Source organism: Bradyrhizobium sp. F1.13.3 (genome assembly GCF_040548265.1).
In the GTDB taxonomy this organism is placed as follows: Bacteria; Pseudomonadota; Alphaproteobacteria; order Rhizobiales; family Xanthobacteraceae; genus Bradyrhizobium.
The window spans coordinates 49278-66966 of sequence record NZ_JBEPRI010000012.1 but is presented as its reverse complement, the minus strand read 5'-3'; the positions used below and the strand labels follow the sequence as shown (position 1 = coordinate 66966).

The window sequence follows — 17689 nt, the reverse complement described above, 5'->3', positions numbered from 1 at the left end:
GGCCTGATGTCCGACTAAACTGCTCGCGTCAGCCTGATTGATGTGACGCGCCGGACACCTAGTTGATCCCTCACAACGCTAGTCCATCACCTCGACGATGCGCCGCGAGCGCGGCTCGACCAGCACGGTCTCGCCGTTCACGACGGTGTAGCGATAGGTGGTGGCGCCGAAACGTTGCGGCACGTCATAATAGGTGACGCCGCTTTCAGGTAAGGTGGCACCGACCACCACGCGATCCGGGATGCGGAAAGCCGGCACACGTTGTTCAACGACATAGTCGCGGAAAGCCGGCCGCTGCTCGACCGCAATGGTCGGGCCACTGTCGACGACGACGGGCGCGCGTCCCACGGTGACGCTGCTTTGCGCCTGCGCCGCAAGGGGCGAGCCGATCGCGGCCGCGAGCGCTGCAAGAGCAAGAATCCTGTTCCGCATGGGCAACTCCTTCGAGAAGGTTTTCGGGAAGCGCCAATGGCGCGACCGGTTGCCAATGCATGCGTCTTCGCGATGTTCCGGAAAATGCCCGCCGCATTCGCGGCATTTTCGGGCAGTTTTCGCGAAGCCGGGAACTCGCGCGTGCCCAGTGCGTCTCTACCCGCGGAACCCAGTCCGCTATGATCCCGCCGCGATTCGCCCCCACCCCACGGAAAGAAAATTCATGCACATCACCGTCGCCCACATCTCGCCGATCCTGTCGCTGCTTGCGGGTGTGCTCATCCTGATCATGCCACGCCTGTTGAACCTGATCGTCGCGATCTTTCTCATCATAAATGGTGCGATCGGGCTCGGATTGTTGAAGTGGCTCCATCTCTAGGCCTTCATTCTACGGAACTCTCCGACTTGCGCGGACCTGCCCAAAGTGGTGTAAGGCCCGCAATTACCCATTCCTCTCGCAGGTTGTGTGCAAGCTATGGCCAAAGCCGCCTCGAAAACTCCAGCGAAAATGCCAGCGAAATCAAAGTCCTCCGCCAAGGCGAAAGCCGCGCCGGCGGCCCGCAAGGCACTTGCCAAGCGCGCTCCGAAGCCGATGGCCAAAGCCGCTGTTAAGCCGGTTGCCAAGGCTGCTGCCAAGCCGGCTGTGAAGCCTGCCGCCAAGGCTATTTCCAAGGCTGTTGCAAAGGCACCGACGAAGCCGGTTGCGCCGAAGGTCGCCGTGAAGTCGGCACCGAGCAAGGCTGCCCTAACCAAGGCTGCGCCTGTTGCGGCCAAGGCCGGCAAGTGGGTGTTCACCTTCGGGGACGGCAAGGCCGAAGGCAAAGCGGAGATGCGCGACCTGCTCGGCGGCAAGGGCGCCAACCTCGCCGAGATGGCCAATCTCGGCCTGCCGGTGCCTCCGGGCTTCACCATTCCGACCTCGGTCTGCACCTACTTCTATGCGCACGACAAGTCCTACCCGAAGGAATTGAAGTCGCAGGTTGAGAAGGCGCTCGACCATGTCGGCAAGTTGACCGGCAAGATCTTCGGCGATTCCAGGAACCCGCTGCTCGTCTCCGTGCGTTCCGGCGGCCGCGCCTCGATGCCGGGCATGATGGACACGGTGCTCAATCTCGGCCTCAACGACGAGACGGTGGAAGCGCTGTCGGAACTGTCCGGCGATCGCCGCTTCGCCTATGACAGCTATCGCCGCTTCATCACCATGTATTCGGACGTGGTGCTCGGCTTTGAGCATCATCATTTCGAGGAAATCCTCGACACCTTCAAGGACAGCCAGGGCTACACGCTCGACACGGATCTCACCGCCGACGACTGGGTCGATCTGGTCGGCAAGTACAAGGACGCGGTCGCGCGCGAAACCGGCAAGGATTTTCCGCAGGATCCGCACGACCAGCTCTGGGGCGCGATTGGCGCGGTGTTTTCATCCTGGATGAACGCCCGCGCGGTGACCTACCGCAGGCTGCACGACATTCCGGAATCCTGGGGCACCGCGGTCAACGTGCAGGCCATGGTGTTCGGCAACATGGGCGAGACCTCGGCGACCGGCGTTGCCTTCACGCGCAATCCCTCGACCGGCGAGAGCAAGCTCTACGGCGAGTTCCTGATCAATGCGCAAGGCGAGGACGTGGTCGCGGGCATCCGCACGCCGCAGGACATCACCGAGGAAGCGCGCAAGGACTCGGGCTCCGACAAGGCGTCGATGGAATCGGCGATGCCGGAGGCATTCAAGGAGCTGACGCGGATCTACACGCTGCTCGAGAAGCACTACCGCGACATGCAGGACATGGAGTTCACGGTCGAGCAAGGCAAGCTCTGGATGCTGCAGACCCGCGGCGGCAAGCGCACCGCGAAAGCGGCGCTGCGCATCGCGGTCGAACTCGCCAATGAAGGCCTGATCACCAAGAAGGAAGCGGTGACGCGGATCGACCCCGCCTCGCTCGACCAGCTGCTGCATCCGACCATCGACCCCAACGCCAAGCGCGACGTGATCGCGACCGGCCTGCCGGCCTCGCCGGGTGCGGCCTCCGGCGAGATCGTGTTCTCCTCGGACGAAGCGGCCAAGCTTCAGGCCGACGGCCGCAAGGTGATTCTGGTCCGGATCGAGACCAGCCCCGAAGATATCCACGGCATGCACGCCGCCGAAGGCATCTTGACCACCCGCGGCGGCATGACCTCGCATGCTGCGGTGGTCGCGCGCGGCATGGGCAAGCCCTGCGTCTCCGGCTGCGGCACCATCCGCGTCGATTACGGCCGCGGTACCATGAGCATCGGCTCGCGCACCTTCAAGACTGGCGACGTCATCACCATCGACGGCTCGCTAGGCCAGGTGCTCGCCGGCCGCATGCCGATGATCGAGCCCGAGCTGTCCGGCGAGTTCGGCACGCTGATGAAATGGGCCGACCAGGTCCGCAAGATCGGGGTGCGCGTCAACGCTGACACGCCGGAGGACGCGCACACCGCGATCAAGTTCGGCGCGGAAGGCATCGGCCTCTGCCGTACCGAGCACATGTTCTTCGAGGAGACGCGCATCCGCACGGTGCGCGAGATGATCCTCTCCGAGGACGAGCAGTCGCGACGCGCTGCGCTGGCAAAGCTGCTGCCGATGCAGCGCGCCGACTTCGTCGAGCTGTTCGAGATCATGAAGGGCCTGCCCGTCACGATCCGCTTGCTTGACCCGCCGTTGCACGAGTTCCTGCCGCACACCCATGCCGAGGTCGAGGAAGTGGCACGCGCCATGAACACCGACCCGCGACGCCTGGCCGACCGTGCGCGCGAGCTCTCGGAATTCAATCCGATGCTCGGCTTCCGCGGCTGCCGTATCGCGATCGCCTATCCCGAGATCGCCGAGATGCAGGCGCGTGCGATCTTCGAAGCGGCGGTCGAGGCCGAGAAGCGCACCGGCAAGGCCGTCGGCCTTGAGGTAATGGTGCCGCTGATCGCCACCAAGATGGAGCTCGACCTCGTCAAGGCGCGCATCGATTCCACCGCGAAGGCAGTGATGCGCGACACCAACACCAAGCTGACCTATCAGGTCGGAACCATGATCGAGCTGCCGCGCGCCTGCCTGCTCGCGGCCGAGATTGCGGAGAGCGCCGAGTTCTTCTCGTTCGGTACCAACGACCTCACGCAGACGACGTACGGCATCAGCCGTGACGATGCCGCGAGCTTCCTCGGGACCTACGTGTCCAAGGGCATCCTGCCGATCGATCCCTTCGTCGCGCTCGACCAGGAAGGCGTCGGCGAGCTCGTCAAGATCGGCGTCGCACGGGGTCGTAAGACGCGCGCCTCGCTGAAGGTCGGCATCTGCGGCGAGCACGGCGGCGATCCCGCCTCCGTCGCCTTCTGCCACGCGATCGGTCTCGACTACGTCTCCTGCTCGCCCTACCGCGTCCCGATCGCTCGCCTCGCCGCCGCGCAAGCCGCGCTCGGCAAGGCGGTCGCGAGCCAGGCATAAGCGACGAGTTGAAATGTTGAGAGCGAAAGAGGCGGGGCAAAACCCCGCCTCTGTCATTTGAAGCGATGCTCTCGCCACACCGTCATCGCGACCACCACACACTCGCTGTCATCGCCCGGCTCGACCGGGCGATCCAGTACGCCGAGACGTCAGTGCTTGAACGCAGAAGCCTCGGCGTACTGGATGCCCGCCTTCGCGGGGCATGACAGCGGTTGTTGATGTGACGATGGAACCGAACCGCGCGGCCCGTAGCGATACGTGCGCGCAAGGGTTCCTTCACCATTCGCGTTGACCAATTGTTTACCCCGTCGCGTGAGGGCGCATTTACCAAGGCGCATCGTCACCCCGTGAAAACACCTGCGATTGCTTGCGTGTGCCGCATGCGCAACGCCGATTAACGCCCCGGCAACCTAAATTAGATACTCACGATAAAGATCGAATTGCACGGATGTACTGCGGCTCGATTTTTCTAGCGTAAGCGTAGCGTGAGCGTATCGATGTTTTTGTTGCGTACCCATCCGAAGGGCGCGCGGTTCGCGTCCTTCGGCATCGGTCTCTGCATCTTCGCATTGATGCCGAGAGAGACCGGCTATCAGGACATTGCCTCGCTGCTGGCGCGCCAACCCGGCGTCGCGGAGCGTTGGCAGAGGCAGGTGTTCTCTGCTGCGTCCTCCATCCAGCTCGCCACTTACAGTTTTTCCCGGCCGATCGGCACTTCGGCGCCGCAGAGCGCGATGGTTCGCCTCGCGAGCCTCGACGGCCGCGACGTCACCGGCGGGATCAGCCGCAATCCGGCGCTTCAGGCGCCGCCGCGCTACCAGGCCGCCGATTTTCCCAAGGTCGATCGCTCCATGAAGGGTGATCGCCTCGCAACGGTCATACCGACGCAGGCTCCCGAAGCGGGCGCGCCGACGGCAGCGCCGACGCAGGAAGATCCCGCGACGTCGAACAGCTCGGTGTTCGGCGCCAAGACTGTCGCTTTGCCACAGGCGATGTCGCCGGAGTCCGCGGCCGTGCTCGACCCCGAACTCGCGGAAGCGCTGCGCGCGCCGCCGTTGCCGCAATACACCAATGCGCCACAAGCCAGCGACGCTGCGCGCTCGCTCGCGCTCCAGCCGCTCGAAGCGCTGAAGCAGGCCACCATTCCGGCTGCACCGCCGCGCGATCCATTCCGCGTCAAAACCTCGAACCTGTTCTTCGGCAGCTCCTCGCTCGGCGGCAATGTCGAGAGCATCGAGAGCTGGCAACCTGGTGCGGAGCCGCTGATCGTGATGCCCGACCCCGACATGAAGGTGACGGCCTCGCTGTCGCCGCCGTCGGTGGATATTGCGAGGGATATCGAAAGCGGCGAGAGCGTCGCGCCGAAGGGTGAGGTCAACGTCGACAACCAGCGCGCCAGATCGCCGGCGGAGCGGCTCGCACTCGACGACAAGTCGCGCGCGAAGTCCGAAAAATGCCTCGCGGAAGCCGTCTATTTCGAGTCTCGCGGCGAGGCCGTGCGCGGCCAGATGGCGGTTGCGCAGGTGGTGATGAACCGCGTGTTCTCCGGAAAATATCCGGACACGGTGTGCGGCGCCGTCTATCAGAACAAGCACCGCCATCTCGCCTGCCAGTTCACCTTCGCCTGCGACAACAATGCCGACGTGATCCGCGAGCCCGAGATGTGGGAGCGTGCGAAAAAGATCTCGAAGGCCATGCTCGACGGCCAGATCTGGCTAGCCGAGGTCGGCAAGTCCACGCACTACCACGCCTATTGGGTGCGCCCGTCCTGGGTCGCCGAGATGAAGAAGATGTACAAGACCGGCGTCCACACCTTCTATCGCCCGCGCGCCTGGGGCGACGGCAGCGAGGAACCGAGCTGGGGCACCCCCGCGCAGACCGCCGCGCTCTCCGCCGAGCTCACCCAGGAAGCCAAGAGCTCCGCCGAGATGGGCGTAAGCGAACGAAGGTAGGCGTTCACAAGAATTCGTCATGCCCGGGCTTGTCCCGGGCATCCACGTTCTTTGCACCGAGTCGCAAGGCGTGGGTGGCCGGGACAAGCCCGGCCATGACGGAGAGGTAAGACCGACCTCACGCCTCGATATCCAACGCGCAGTCGAAATTCGGCGCCGAATGCGTCAGCGCGCCGGCTGAGGCGTAGTCGACGCCGGTCGCCGCGATGGCTGGGATCGAGTCCAGGGTGACACCGCCAGATGCCTCCAGCTCGAGGCGTCCCTCGTTGATCCCAACGGCTTCGCGCAGCGTCGCAATGTCCATGTTGTCGAGCAGCGCGGCATCGGCAAGGCCGGTGTCGAGCACCTCGCGCAACTGCGGAAGCGTGTCGACCTCGATCTCGATCTTGACGAGATGGCCGGCATGGGCGCGGGCGCGCTCCAGCACCGGGCGGATGCCGCCGGCGACCGCGATGTGGTTGTCCTTGATCAGGATCGCGTCGTCGAGCCCGAAGCGGTGATTGAAGCCGCCACCGCAGCGTACCGCGTATTTCTCCAACGCGCGCAGCCCAGGCGTGGTCTTTCGCGTGCAGCAGATTCGCATCCGGGTGCCCTCGGTGCGCGCAACATAGTCCGCCGTGAGCGTCGCAACGCCCGACATGCGGCCGACGAAGTTCAGCGCGGTCCGCTCCGCCGTGAGGATGGCGCGTGCCGGCCCCGAGATCGTCAGCACCTGCTGTCCGCGGGCGACGCGCGCGGCGTCGCGAACATGTGCGCGTACCTCGATGTCTGGCGAAAGCTTTTGCAAGGTGGCGAGCGCCAGCAGCAAGCCGGCGATCACGCCGGATTGGCGTGCGACCAGGATCGCTTGCGCCTTCGTTGCCTCGGGAATCGTCGCAAGGGAGGTGATGTCGCCGGCGCGGCCGAGATCCTCGCCAAGCGCGCGGAGCACGGCCTCATCGATCGCGAGCGGGGAGAGGAAGGCGTCGGGATATTGCAGAGAGGTCGGGGTGATCATGGGAAGACTCCGTCAGACGGTCAAGGGTTGCGCGGTTCGTGGTTTCGGGCGTTCGGTCAGGCTGTCCGCGATCTCGCGCACTGCTGCGAGCGTGGTCATGGTGCGTTGCGCGAGGGCGGGAACGTCCGCGGAATGGTCGGAGCGGAAATGCGCGCCGCGGCTCTCGCACCGGTTCGAGGCCGACGCCGCCACGAGCAGGGCTGCCGTTGCCATGTTGCGGACCGCAATGCTCGTGGCCTCGCGTTCGAGCGCGGCGAAGCTGCGAACCGCGTCCGCAAGCCCGTCACCATCGCGGATCACGCCGACATGCGTGCTCATCAGCATCCGCAGCCGCTTCACGGCCGCAGCATCCGGCGCGCCGCCCCGCGGCGTCGTCACGTCCGCAAGGCGGGCGGGCGAGGGAATGGCGCGGCCGGCGATGTCGTCGGCGATGCGCGCGGCGTAGACCACGGCCTCCAGCAGCGAATTCGACGCCAGCCGGTTCGCGCCATGCGCGCCGGTGGACGAGACTTCGCCGCCGGCCCAGAGCCCGTCGATCGAGCTGCGGCCGCGATCGTCGACCGCGATGCCGCCCATGTGATAGTGCGCCGCCGGTGCGATCGGGATGGCCTGCGTGGCGGGATCGATGCCGGCGGCGATGCAGCTTGCATGAACGGTCGGGAATTTGTCGGCAAAACGTGCGCCCAGCGCCTGCCGCGCATCGAGGAAGGCGCCGCGCCCCGCCGAAATCTCCGCGAACACGCCGCGGGCCACGATGTCGCGCGGAGCGAGCTCGGCGAGCGGATGGCGCGCCGCCATGAAACGCTCGCCACGGCCGTTGATCAGCGTCGCGCCTTCACCGCGCAACGCTTCGGTGGCGAGCGGCGCGGGATCGCGACCGACCATGATGGCGGTCGGGTGAAATTGCACGAACTCGGGATCTGCGATCACCGCGCCGGCGCGTGCGGCGATCGCAAGGCCGGATCCGCTGGCCTCGCGCGGATTGGTGGTGACGGCATAGAGATGGCCGATGCCGCCCGTCGCGAGCACCACCGTCCGCGCAGCGAGCAGGATCGGGCGTGCTGCGGCCTCGCCGGTTTGGCGCAATTGTAGGCCGGTGACGGCGCCATCCCCGGTCAACAGCGCTTCGGCGACGAAGCCTTCGATCAGCCGGATCGACTGCGCGCGCCGCACGGCATCGCTCAGCGCCGCGATGATGGCGGCGCCCGCGCCATCACCGCGCACATGCACGATGCGGCGCGCCGAATGTGCGGCTTCGCGCCCGACTGCGAGCCGGCCTTCGGGATCGCGGTCGAACGGCACGCCGTAGGCGAGAAGATCGTGAATCCGCGGCGCGGCTTCCCGTGCGATGCCGAGCGCGACCGCTTCGTCGACGATGCCGCCGCCGACCGCGATCGTGTCCGCGGCGTGCGCCTCCGGCGTATCGCCTTCAGCCATTGCCGCGGCGATGCCGCCTTGCGCCCATGCGGACGACGCGCCCTGTCCGAGCGGCGCGGCCGAGATCAATGTCACGGGCCGCGGCGCGAGCTTGAGCGCGCAAAACAATCCCGCAAGGCCGCCGCCGACGATGATGACGTCGTCGGAGCGGGGGAAGTCGTGGATGGTATTTGTTGTCATAGCTTTCTCCAAGCTCTCGCCGTCGTCCCGGCCTAGTGCGCAATTGCGCACGGGGGGCCGGGACCCATACGTCGCAGTAGCTGTTGTTTGGCTCAGCTGTTTGACGCTGTCCTTTGCAACGACGGCGTTCGGTGGTTATGGGTCCCGGCCTTCGCCGGGACGACGGATGTGTGTCGCTAGTTCTTCAGATTGATCATCCGCTCGACCGAGCGCCTTGCACGTTTCGCAAGTGCGGGATCGATCGTCACTTCCTCACGAAGCGTCAGCAGGCTCTCCAGAATGTTGGCGAGCGTGATGCGCTTCATGTGCGGGCAGATGTTGCAGGGGCGCAGCATTTCCACATCCGGCAGCTCGGCGCGCACATTGTCGGCCATCGAGCATTCCGTGATCATCACCAGCCGCCGCGGCCGCCGCTCGCGCACCCAGTTGATCATGTGCGCGGTCGAGCCGGTGAAGTCGGCCTCGGCCAGCACGTCCGGTGGGCATTCGGGATGGGCGATGATCTGCACGGAGGGATCGGCCTCGCGGTAGCTGCGCAGCTCGGCGCCAGTGAAACGCTCGTGCACCTCGCACGCACCCTTCCAGGCGATGATCTTCACGTCGGTCTTCGAGGCCACGTAAGTGGCGAGATATCGGTCCGGCAGGAAGATCACACTCGGCACGCCGAGGCTCTCGACCACCTGCACCGCGTTCGACGAGGTGCAGCAGATATCGACCTCGGCCTTCACCTCCGCGGAGGTGTTGACATAGGCAACGACAGGCACGCCGGGAAATTTTTCGCGGAGCAGGCGAACGTCGGCGCCGGTGATGCTGGCGGCGAGCGAGCAGCCGGCGCGCGTATCGGGAATCAGCACCGTCTTGTCCGGATTGAGCAGTTTCGACGTCTCCGCCATGAAGTGCACGCCGCACTGGACGATGGTGCCGGCCTTCACCCTGGTGGCTTCGACCGCGAGCTGGAGCGAATCACCGCCTATGTCGGCGACGCAGTGGAAGATCTCCGGCGCCTGGTAATTGTGCGCGAGGATCACCGCGCCCCGCGTCTGCTTCAGCTCGTTGATGGCCTTGATCGTCGGGGCCATCAGCGGCCATTCGATCGGCGGGATGACGTGTTTCACGCGCTCGTAAAGCGCTGCGGTGGCTCGCTCGACCTCCGGAGTCCATTCCAGCGAAGGCATCGGCAGCGAAGGTCCGGTTCGCGCCTGCTCGGCCCGTGCCGTGGTGATGACGTGGCCCTGGGGCCGGTTGGCAAAATCGTCGGGACCGTAAATTCCAGTTAGCGGCATCCAAGCCTCCCGTGCATGTAGGTTATACTCATTATGAGCATATATAGAGCCTGAGAAATCCGGGCGAGGGCCCGGTGGACTATCAAATATGCTCAGCTTGAGTAAATCGTAGATAACACGCCGCGCGGCGAGCCGCCAGATCTTGCCGCACACATTTCCGTCAAGTCGAAGCCCCGGCTCCGTCAGGTCGGGCTCCCGGCGCGTCGGCTGACGCCGCGAGGAAAATGCAATGCTCCCGCGCCAGCCCTTCGCGGGATGCAATCGTTTTTGACTTGGGATTTTCATGCAGATGCATTAAACGAGCTGGCTCGCGGCTGCCATTTGCGAATCCGCGACGACGCACGAGGAACAGCATGTCGGCACAAATTGGCGAGCTCGGTTCGGTCTCCCGTTCCTCCACCTGGCGCACGCCGGCGATCATCATTCTCTGCGGCTGCGCGATCGGGATGCTCGGCTTCGGCCCGCGCTCGGCGCTCGGCTTCTTCGTGCAGCCGATGAGCCATGAATATGCCTGGGGCCGCGACGTGTTCGGGCTCGCGATCGCGTTTCAGAATTTGCTGTGGGGATTGGGCCAGCCCGTCGCCGGCGCGGTCGCCGATCGCTTCGGCCTGTTCCGGGTGATGTGCGTCGGCGCTCTGCTCTATGCCGGCGGCTTGCTCCTGATGCGCTATTCCTCGACTCCGCTGTCGCTGAACATCGGCGCCGGCGTCATGGTCGGCTTCGGTCTCGCCGGCTGCTCGTTCAATCTGGTGCTCTCGGCGTTCACCAAGCTCTTGCCGGCCGAGAAGCGCGGCCTTGCGCTCGGCGCCGGCACTGCGGCGGGATCGTTCGGGCAGTTCCTGTTCGCGCCGATCGGTGTGGCCTTGATCGACAATTTCGGCTGGCAGCAGGCGCTCACCGTGTTCGGTTTCCTGATGCTGCTGATCATCCCGCTGGCGCTGGCGCTCTCGACGCCGCCGGTCGCAAGCACGGCAAACGCGGCGCCTGCGGACCAACAGACCTTCACCAAAGCACTCGCGGAAGCCTTCGGCCATCGCTCCTACGTGCTGCTTGTCCTCGGCTTCTTCACTTGCGGCTTCCAGCTTGCCTTTATCACGGTGCATTTGCCGGCCTTCCTGGTCGATAGCGGCATCTCCACGCAAATCGGCGGTTGGGTGATCGCGGCGATCGGCTTGTTCAACATCATGGGATCGCTGAGCGTCGGCTATCTCCAGAACAGCCTGCCCAAGCGCTACATCCTCTCGACCATCTATTTCACCCGCGCGCTTGCGACGCTTGCCTTCATCTCGTTCCCGATCACGCCGTTCTCGGCGATTGCGTTCGGAGCGGTCTCCGGCCTGACCTGGCTGTCGACCGTGCCGCCGACCTCGGCGCTGGTCGCGATCATGTTCGGCACGCGCTGGTTCGCCACCCTCTATGGCTTCGCCTTCGTCAGCCATCAGGTCGGCGGCTTCCTCGGCGTCTGGCTCGGCGGCATCGTGTTCGAGCGGTTCGGTTCCTACACGCCGATCTGGTGGCTCTCGATCCTGTTCGGCGTGCTCTCGGCGCTGATCAATCTTCCGATCGTGGAGAAACCGGTCCAGCGGGCGGTTGCGCAGCCTGCCTGATCGGCTAAACATCCCCTGAAACAAGTCAGGGAGTTTTGCTGTGGCCACTTTCAAGGCGATCCGGATCGACAAGGCGGACAGGGGCACCACCGCGCAGCTCACGCAGTTCGACGAAGCCGAGCTGATGGAGGGCGACGTCACCGTCCGCGTGGAATGGTCGACGTTGAACTACAAGGACGGCCTCGCGCTCACCGGCAAGGCGCCGGTAGTGCGCCGTTTCCCGATGATTGCGGGCATCGATTTCGCCGGCACGGTCGAGCAGTCCTCGCATCCGCAATGGAAGGCGGGCGACAAGGTCGTCTGCACCGGCTGGGGCATGGGCGAAACCCATCTCGGAGCCTATGCCGAGAAGGCGCGGGTGAAAGGCGACTGGCTGGTCGCTCTTCCGCAGGGCCTGTCCGCGCGCGACGCCATGGCGATCGGCACCGCCGGCTTCACCGCGATGCTGTCCGTGCTGGCACTGGAAAAGCACGGACTGTCGCCGAAGAGCGGTCCGGTCGTGGTGACGGGCGCGGCGGGTGGCGTCGGCTCGGTCGCAACCGCCGTGCTCTCGAAGCTCGGCTATCACGTCATCGCCTCCACCGGCCGTGCGTCCGAAGCGGACTATCTGAAAGAGATCGGCGCGACTGAGGTGATCGACCGCAACGAATTGTCGGCGGCCGCCAAGCCCATTGCCAGGGAGCGCTGGGCGGGTGGCGTCGATAGCGTCGGCTCGACCACGCTCGCAAATCTCCTGTCGATGACGAAGTATGGCGGCGCGATCGCCGCCTGCGGCTTGGCCGGCGGCATGGACCTGCCGTCTTCCGTCGCACCCTTCATTTTGCGCGGGGTGTGCCTTCTCGGCATCGATTCCGTGATGTGCCCGATCGAGCCGCGGAAAGCCGCCTGGCAACGCCTGGCGTCCGATCTGGATCGGACGAAACTAGCTGAAATTACTCACGAAATTCCGCTTTCCGACGTTCCGGAGTGGGGCGCTAAAATCCTGGCCGGCCAGGTCCGCGGTCGCACGGTGGTAAAAATTGTCTAACGGCGTTCAGACTTTACCAACCATGCTGCTTCAATGTCGCCATGGTTAGTATGGTAAGCAGCGGGTAAAGAGATAAGGCATAGCCCGCTGCGGGGTTGGTTCGGAGTTGAGCATGCTTGCGCGTATTGTGTTGGGGGCGGTCACGGCGGTAGCGACGTTTGCGCCGGCCATTGCTGGAAGCATGAACGCCGATGAGGCGCGCCGCTTCGTCGCGGGGAAGGTGTTTGCTTTCACCTGCTTTGACGGCACCCGGGGCGCGGGCCGCATCATGGACGACCTCGGCGCCGCCGGCGCCGTGCAGTTCTCGGGTGCAGGTCCGGTGAAACATCTCCGCCTGCCCGGCAACACGCTTCAGATCCGCGGCCAGAACGTCTGCGCCTCGATCAAGGGCATTCCGTTCGAGCCCTGTTTCAACCTTGAAAAGACCGACGATCGCAGTTTCCGCGGCTCGGTGTCGGGAATGGGCTTCGCCTATTGCGACTTCCATCACCAGGGCGGCAACCAGATGCTGATGGCGCGCGCTGTCGCGCGGCCGCGCTCGCTGCGCACTTCGGAACACACGGGTTCGGTCGGCACGCCCAACACCGAAGTCGCCGCGCGTGTCGAGACCCCGCGCGTCGAGAGCAGCCGGCTCGAGCCGGTGAAGCCGCAAGCCAAATCAGAGCCCGCCAGGGACGACGCTCCGCTGGAGCTGCGCCGCTCGACCCAGTGAGTTGGCTGCGCGGGACACTCCGCGCACTTTACCGTTGATGGCTGTCATCAGACACGAAGCCGCCGCGCCGTAGTCATACGGACGGCGGCTTTCATGCGTTGGTAGCTGTTCGCGCCCCAGTTTGCGTACGGCCGGGGGGCGCGGCCCGATCAAAGGGTTCAACGATGTCGCTGTACTTCTTCCGTATCAGCACCGGCCGCTATTCCGGTGCTGCCGACCAGCCATATGAGTTCGAGGATCGCGCTGCGGCCTGGACCGAGATGACCGAAGTCTGTGCCAATTTGCTCGGCGGCATCTCGCGCGGCCTGAAGCAGAACGCCGAATGGCGCATGGAGCTGCTCGACGAGAACAAGGAGCCGGTGTTCCGGATCAGCCTGATCGGCGAGAGCCAGAAGGCCCTCGGTCGCACTGGCTAGAAATCGGGCATCCTACCGCCGCGTGTGGTTAACCTGTTAAGCGCGCGGACCGTGCCGTATTTCAAGGGATTTCTGGCGAGTCCGGTATTTGTCCGGGGGCGGTCGTTAACCGGATCACCACACCTGAGGCTCAGTTTTTAGGCAAGGGCGATCAACGCCGAGGGCGGCCGACAATGACTTGGCCGCGTAATCCCCGGGAAACGCGCCCATGTCGAAACTCATCCAGAATCTGCAAATCGGTACCAAGCTCGCGCTCGCTTCGGCGTTCGGCGTTATTCTCGTCGGCGCCATGATCGCGAGCCAGGTCATCGGCAACAACACCGTGCGTCATTCCAACCAAGCAGCGATTGCGCAGCAGGAATTGGTGCGCGAGGCCACCGAAGCCAAGCTTGGGATACGCGGCATGCAGCTCGCTGTACGGGACATGCGTCTTGCCAACAATCAGGGTGACTTGCAAAAGGCGAGCGAGACTCTGCTTGAGCGGTCGAAAGCGCTGAACGGCGTCGTCGATTCCATGCTCAGATTGACGCACTCCCCGGAAAATCGCGCGCGGATGGAGAAGCTCAAGTCTACGTCAGCCGATTACCTGAAGGGCGCGCAGCAGAACGCCTCAGTTCGCAGCGAGGCCATTGCCGTGGCGGCCACGGACCCCGCCCGCGCCGCCAAGATTTCCGAGGAAGGCGCGCGCCATGTCCGTGAGGTGACGCTGCCGCTCGCTACGCAACTGGATAATTTGACCAGCGAGATTGCCGATTTCGCCAAGCATAAAAGCGAGGAAGAAATCGCTGCCGCGACACAGGAGATGGCCGCGAGCGAGCGTCTCGGCATGGTGGTCGGCGCGTGCGCCGTGCTCGTCCTCATAGGTTCGTGGCTGATGTCCTTCCTGACCATCGCCCGGCCGATCCGCGCGCTCACAGTTGCCATGGACAAGCTCGCTGGCGGTGACTTCTCTGTTGTCCTGCCGGGTCTCGGCCGCAAGGACGAGGTCGGCGGCGTCGCCGCGGCCGTCGAGAAATTCAAGATCGTGTCGGAGCAGAAGGCGCGCGAGGAAGCGGAAGCCAAGATGCGGCAGGACCAGATGGCGGCCGAGCAGCGCAAGGCGGACATGCGCAGGCTTGCCGACAGTTTCGAAGGCGCCGTCGGCGAGATCGTCGACACCGTCTCCTCGGCCGCGACGGAGCTCGAGGCTTCGGCCTCGACGCTGACCTCGACGGCGGAGCGGGCACAGGAACTGACGATAGTTGTGGCCGCGGCCTCCGAGGAGGCGTCGACCAATGTGCAGTCGGTTGCCTCTGCGACCGAAGAGCTGTCGTCCTCGATCACCGAGATCAGCCGGCAGGTGCAGGAATCGGCGCGGGTCGCGAGCGAGGCGGTTACCCAGGCCCGAACCACGACCGATCGTGTCGGCGAATTGTCCAAGGCGGCGGCTCGCATTGGCGACGTGGTCGAGTTGATCAACACCATCGCCGGCCAGACCAACCTGCTGGCGCTCAATGCCACCATCGAGGCGGCACGCGCCGGCGAGGCCGGTCGCGGCTTTGCCGTGGTGGCTTCCGAAGTGAAGGCGCTCGCCGAGCAGACCGCGAAGGCGACCGGCGAGATCGGCCAGCAGATTTCGGGTATCCAGGCGGCAACGCAGGACTCGGTCAGCGCGATCAGCGCGATCAGCAACACCATCGAAAAGCTGTCCGAGATATCGTCCACGATCGCGGCGGCCGTCGAGGAGCAGGGCGCGGCGACGCAGGAGATTTCCCGCAACGTGCAGCAGGCGGCCGAAGGCACCCATCAGGTCTCGTCCAACATCACCGACGTGCAGCGCGGTGCAGGCGAAACCGGCTCGGCATCCTCGCAGGTGCTGGCGGCGGCGCAGTCGCTGTCGGGCGACAGCAATCGCCTCAAGCTCGAGGTCGGCAAATTCCTCGACACCGTGCGCGCAGCCTGACGCGGCATGTCCTGAGAGAACTGCAACCCCCGCGCGTAGAGGCGCGGCATTTGCGCGCGTGAATATCGCGGAGACGCGACGGAGACCGCGCACGGTTAACCTTCCGGAAAACCGATGCAGTCATGATCTCCGCAATATTCCGGGCGCTGAGTCGCCCTGCTTGTATTGCGTATCGATCGTATTGGAGCACATCCCATGAGTGGCCCTTCCATTCGCCTCACCCATAAGGTCATGGCGATCGGACTGTTCGGATTGTTGGGTCTCGTCGCCTTCGGCGCGATCTATCAGATTGGCAGCCTCTCCCAGGACGCCTCCCGCGCCGTCGCCAACCGGGCTCGTGCGATTGCCGATCTCGACAAGCAGCTCTCGATCGAGATGCTGGAGGCGCGCCGCAACGAGAAGAACTTTCAGCAGCGCCGCAACGAGAGCTACGCCAAGGCGCACGCGGAGTTGATCGGGCCGATCAACCGCGATTTCGAGGAGGTCGAGCGTCTGATGGCGGCCGGCGGCATGAGCGCGCTCTCCGAACGGATGAAGCAGGCCCAGGACGGCTTCAAGCGATACGCGTCGGACTTCGGAAAATTGGTTGCCGCGGAGACCCGGCTCGGCCTGAACGAGACGCTGGGCCTGTCCGGCTCGCTCCGCGCCGCGGTGCACGACATCGAAGCCAAGCTCAAGGAGATCGACGATCCCAGGACCACGAGCTGGATGCTGATGATGCGCCGGCATGAGAAGGACTTCATGCTGCGGCGCGACCAAAAATACATCGCCGAGATGAAGAAGGCGGCGGTCGAATTCTCCAAGGCGATAGAGGTCGTCGCAGTTCCTACGGCTGTGATGAACGACATCACGGCCAAGCTGCAGAAATACCAGTCCGAGTTCACGGCGTGGGCCGACACTGCACAGCAGAGCGCAGCCCTTGACGCCAGCATGATGAAGATCTTCCGCGAGCTCGAGCCGGGTATGGTCGAGGTGCGCAATACAGTCGAAGGACTCTACAAGAAGGCCGAAGCTGCAGAGGCTGCGACCCGCGATGCCGTGCGCATGTGGATGATGGTCGCCTTCGCCATTACCGTCGTCGTGCTCGCCGCGGTCGGCTTCCTTCTGGGGCGTTCGATCTCGAAGGCGCTTGCCGGCATGGTCGGTGCGATGACGCGGCTTGCGCGCGGCGAGCTTTCGATTTCCGTTCCCGGCATCGGGCGCAAGGACGAGATCGGCGAGATGGCTGGTGCCGTCGAGGTGTTCAGGACCAACATGGCGGAGGCGGAGCGGCTGCGCACCGAGCAGATCGAAGCCGAGGCGCGCGGGCGCCAGCAGCGCAAGGCCGACATGCGCCGGCTTGCCGATAATTTCGAAGGCGCGGTTGGCGAGATCATCGATACTGTCTCGTCGGCTGCAACCGAGCTGGAGGCGTCCTCGAACACGCTGACGCAGGCCGCCGAGCGCGGCAACGGGCTTGCTACCGTCGTGGCGGCCGCCTCCGAAGAGGCCTCCGCAAACGTGCAGTCGGTGTCTTCAGCGAGCGAGGAAATGACCTCCTCGATCTCCGAGATCAGCCGTCAGGTGCAAGAATCGGCGCGTGTCGCCGATGTCGCCGTCGAGCAGGCCCAGCGCACCAATGCGCGCGTCGCCGAGCTGACCAAGGCCGCCTCCCGCATTGGCGACGTGGTCGAGCTGATCAACACCATCGCCAGCCAGACCAATCTGCTGGCGTTGAATGCAACGATCGAGGCGGCGCGGGCGGGCGAAGCCGGCAAGGGTTTTGCGGTGGTCGCGACCGAAGTGAAGGCGCTCGCCGAGCAGACTGCGAAGGCCACCGGCGAGATCAGCCAGCACATAGGTGCGATCCAAAACGCAACGCAAGACTCAGCCGGTGCGATAAAGGAGATCGGCGATACCATCGCGCGGATGTCGGAGATCTCGTCGACCATCGCCGCCGCGGTCGAGGAGCAGGGCGCCGCTACGCAGGAGATCTCCCGCAACATCCAGCACGCCGCGAATGGCACTTCCGAAGTCTCGGCGAATATCGGCGACGTCCAGCGCGGGGCAGGCGAAACCGGGGCTGCCTCGGCGCAGGTGCATTCGGCTGCGCAATCGCTGTCGCAGGAGAGCAACCGGCTCAAGAGCGAAGTCGCGCGTTTCCTGGAATCGGTGCGGGCGGCGTAGCGGCGGCCGCCTCGCATGTTGCGGCGCAAGCGGGCGCGCTCGCGTCGCGGCATGAGGGCGCTGCGCAGGTGCAACGGATGGTTG

13 protein-coding genes are annotated in these 17689 nt (G+C 64.9%); 9 read left to right on the top strand and 4 right to left on the bottom strand.

The window, feature by feature from the left end; genetic code table 11:
* Window positions 1-78: 78 nt before the first annotated feature.
* Window positions 79-432, bottom strand: coding sequence for a DUF1236 domain-containing protein (locus tag ABIB66_RS28460; protein WP_007594952.1), 354 nt, complete (start codon window positions 430-432; stop codon window positions 79-81).
* A gap of 223 nt (window positions 433-655) precedes the next feature.
* On the opposite strand from ABIB66_RS28460, the gene ABIB66_RS28455 reads away from it, so the two are divergent.
* The 3 genes from ABIB66_RS28455 to ABIB66_RS28445 all read left to right on the top strand — a co-directional run bounded on the left by ABIB66_RS28455 (window position 656) and on the right by ABIB66_RS28445 (window position 5838).
* Window positions 656-811: a DUF3096 domain-containing protein gene (locus tag ABIB66_RS28455; protein ID WP_007594951.1), complete on the top strand. Its 156-nt coding sequence runs from the start codon at window positions 656-658 to the stop codon at window positions 809-811.
* A 96-nt stretch (window positions 812-907) separates the two neighbouring features.
* Window positions 908-3886 (top strand): pyruvate, phosphate dikinase, encoded by a 2979-nt coding sequence (ppdK, locus tag ABIB66_RS28450; protein WP_354209084.1) that lies wholly within the window; start codon window positions 908-910, stop codon window positions 3884-3886.
* Between the two features lie 497 nt (window positions 3887-4383).
* Window positions 4384-5838 carry a cell wall hydrolase gene (locus ABIB66_RS28445; RefSeq protein ID WP_354209083.1) on the top strand — a complete coding sequence of 485 codons (1455 nt, stop codon included), beginning with the start codon at window positions 4384-4386 and terminating at the stop codon, window positions 5836-5838.
* 118 nt (window positions 5839-5956) lie between these two features.
* Here the strand turns inward: ABIB66_RS28445 and nadC are convergent, their stop codons facing one another.
* The 3 genes from nadC to nadA all read right to left on the bottom strand — a co-directional run bounded on the left by nadC (window position 5957) and on the right by nadA (window position 9735).
* The gene (nadC, locus tag ABIB66_RS28440; RefSeq protein WP_354209082.1) at window positions 5957-6835 is read right to left on the bottom strand and encodes a carboxylating nicotinate-nucleotide diphosphorylase; all 879 of its coding nucleotides are present in this window, start codon (window positions 6833-6835) and stop codon (window positions 5957-5959) included.
* 12 nt (window positions 6836-6847) lie between these two features.
* On the bottom strand, window positions 6848-8452 hold the full coding sequence (locus ABIB66_RS28435; RefSeq protein WP_354209081.1) for an L-aspartate oxidase: 1605 nt from the start codon (window positions 8450-8452) through the stop codon (window positions 6848-6850).
* Between the two features lie 176 nt (window positions 8453-8628).
* Complete coding sequence (nadA, locus tag ABIB66_RS28430) at window positions 8629-9735, bottom strand: quinolinate synthase NadA (RefSeq protein WP_354209080.1); 1107 nt, start codon at window positions 9733-9735, stop codon at window positions 8629-8631.
* Window positions 9736-10088: 353 nt separating this feature from the next.
* Here nadA and ABIB66_RS28425 point away from each other — a divergent pair, with 353 nt between their 5' ends.
* The 6 genes from ABIB66_RS28425 (at window position 10089) to ABIB66_RS28400 (ending at window position 17605) form a co-directional block, all read left to right on the top strand.
* Entirely contained in the window at window positions 10089-11342 is a 1254-nt protein-coding gene (locus ABIB66_RS28425) for an MFS transporter (protein ID WP_354209079.1), read from the top strand.
* A 40-nt stretch (window positions 11343-11382) separates the two neighbouring features.
* The gene (acuI, locus tag ABIB66_RS28420) at window positions 11383-12369 is read left to right on the top strand and encodes an acrylyl-CoA reductase (NADPH) (protein ID WP_354209078.1); all 987 of its coding nucleotides are present in this window, start codon (window positions 11383-11385) and stop codon (window positions 12367-12369) included.
* 112 nt (window positions 12370-12481) lie between these two features.
* On the top strand, window positions 12482-13081 hold the full coding sequence (locus ABIB66_RS28415; protein WP_275171616.1) for a hypothetical protein: 600 nt from the start codon (window positions 12482-12484) through the stop codon (window positions 13079-13081).
* Between the two features lie 164 nt (window positions 13082-13245).
* Complete coding sequence (locus ABIB66_RS28410) at window positions 13246-13497, top strand: DUF6894 family protein (RefSeq protein WP_247298960.1); 252 nt, start codon at window positions 13246-13248, stop codon at window positions 13495-13497.
* 208 nt (window positions 13498-13705) lie between these two features.
* Window positions 13706-15439 (top strand): methyl-accepting chemotaxis protein, encoded by a 1734-nt coding sequence (locus tag ABIB66_RS28405; protein WP_354057173.1) that lies wholly within the window; start codon window positions 13706-13708, stop codon window positions 15437-15439.
* 195 nt (window positions 15440-15634) lie between these two features.
* The gene (locus ABIB66_RS28400) at window positions 15635-17605 is read left to right on the top strand and encodes a methyl-accepting chemotaxis protein (protein ID WP_354209076.1); all 1971 of its coding nucleotides are present in this window, start codon (window positions 15635-15637) and stop codon (window positions 17603-17605) included.
* The last annotated feature ends 84 nt before the right edge of the window (window positions 17606-17689 follow it).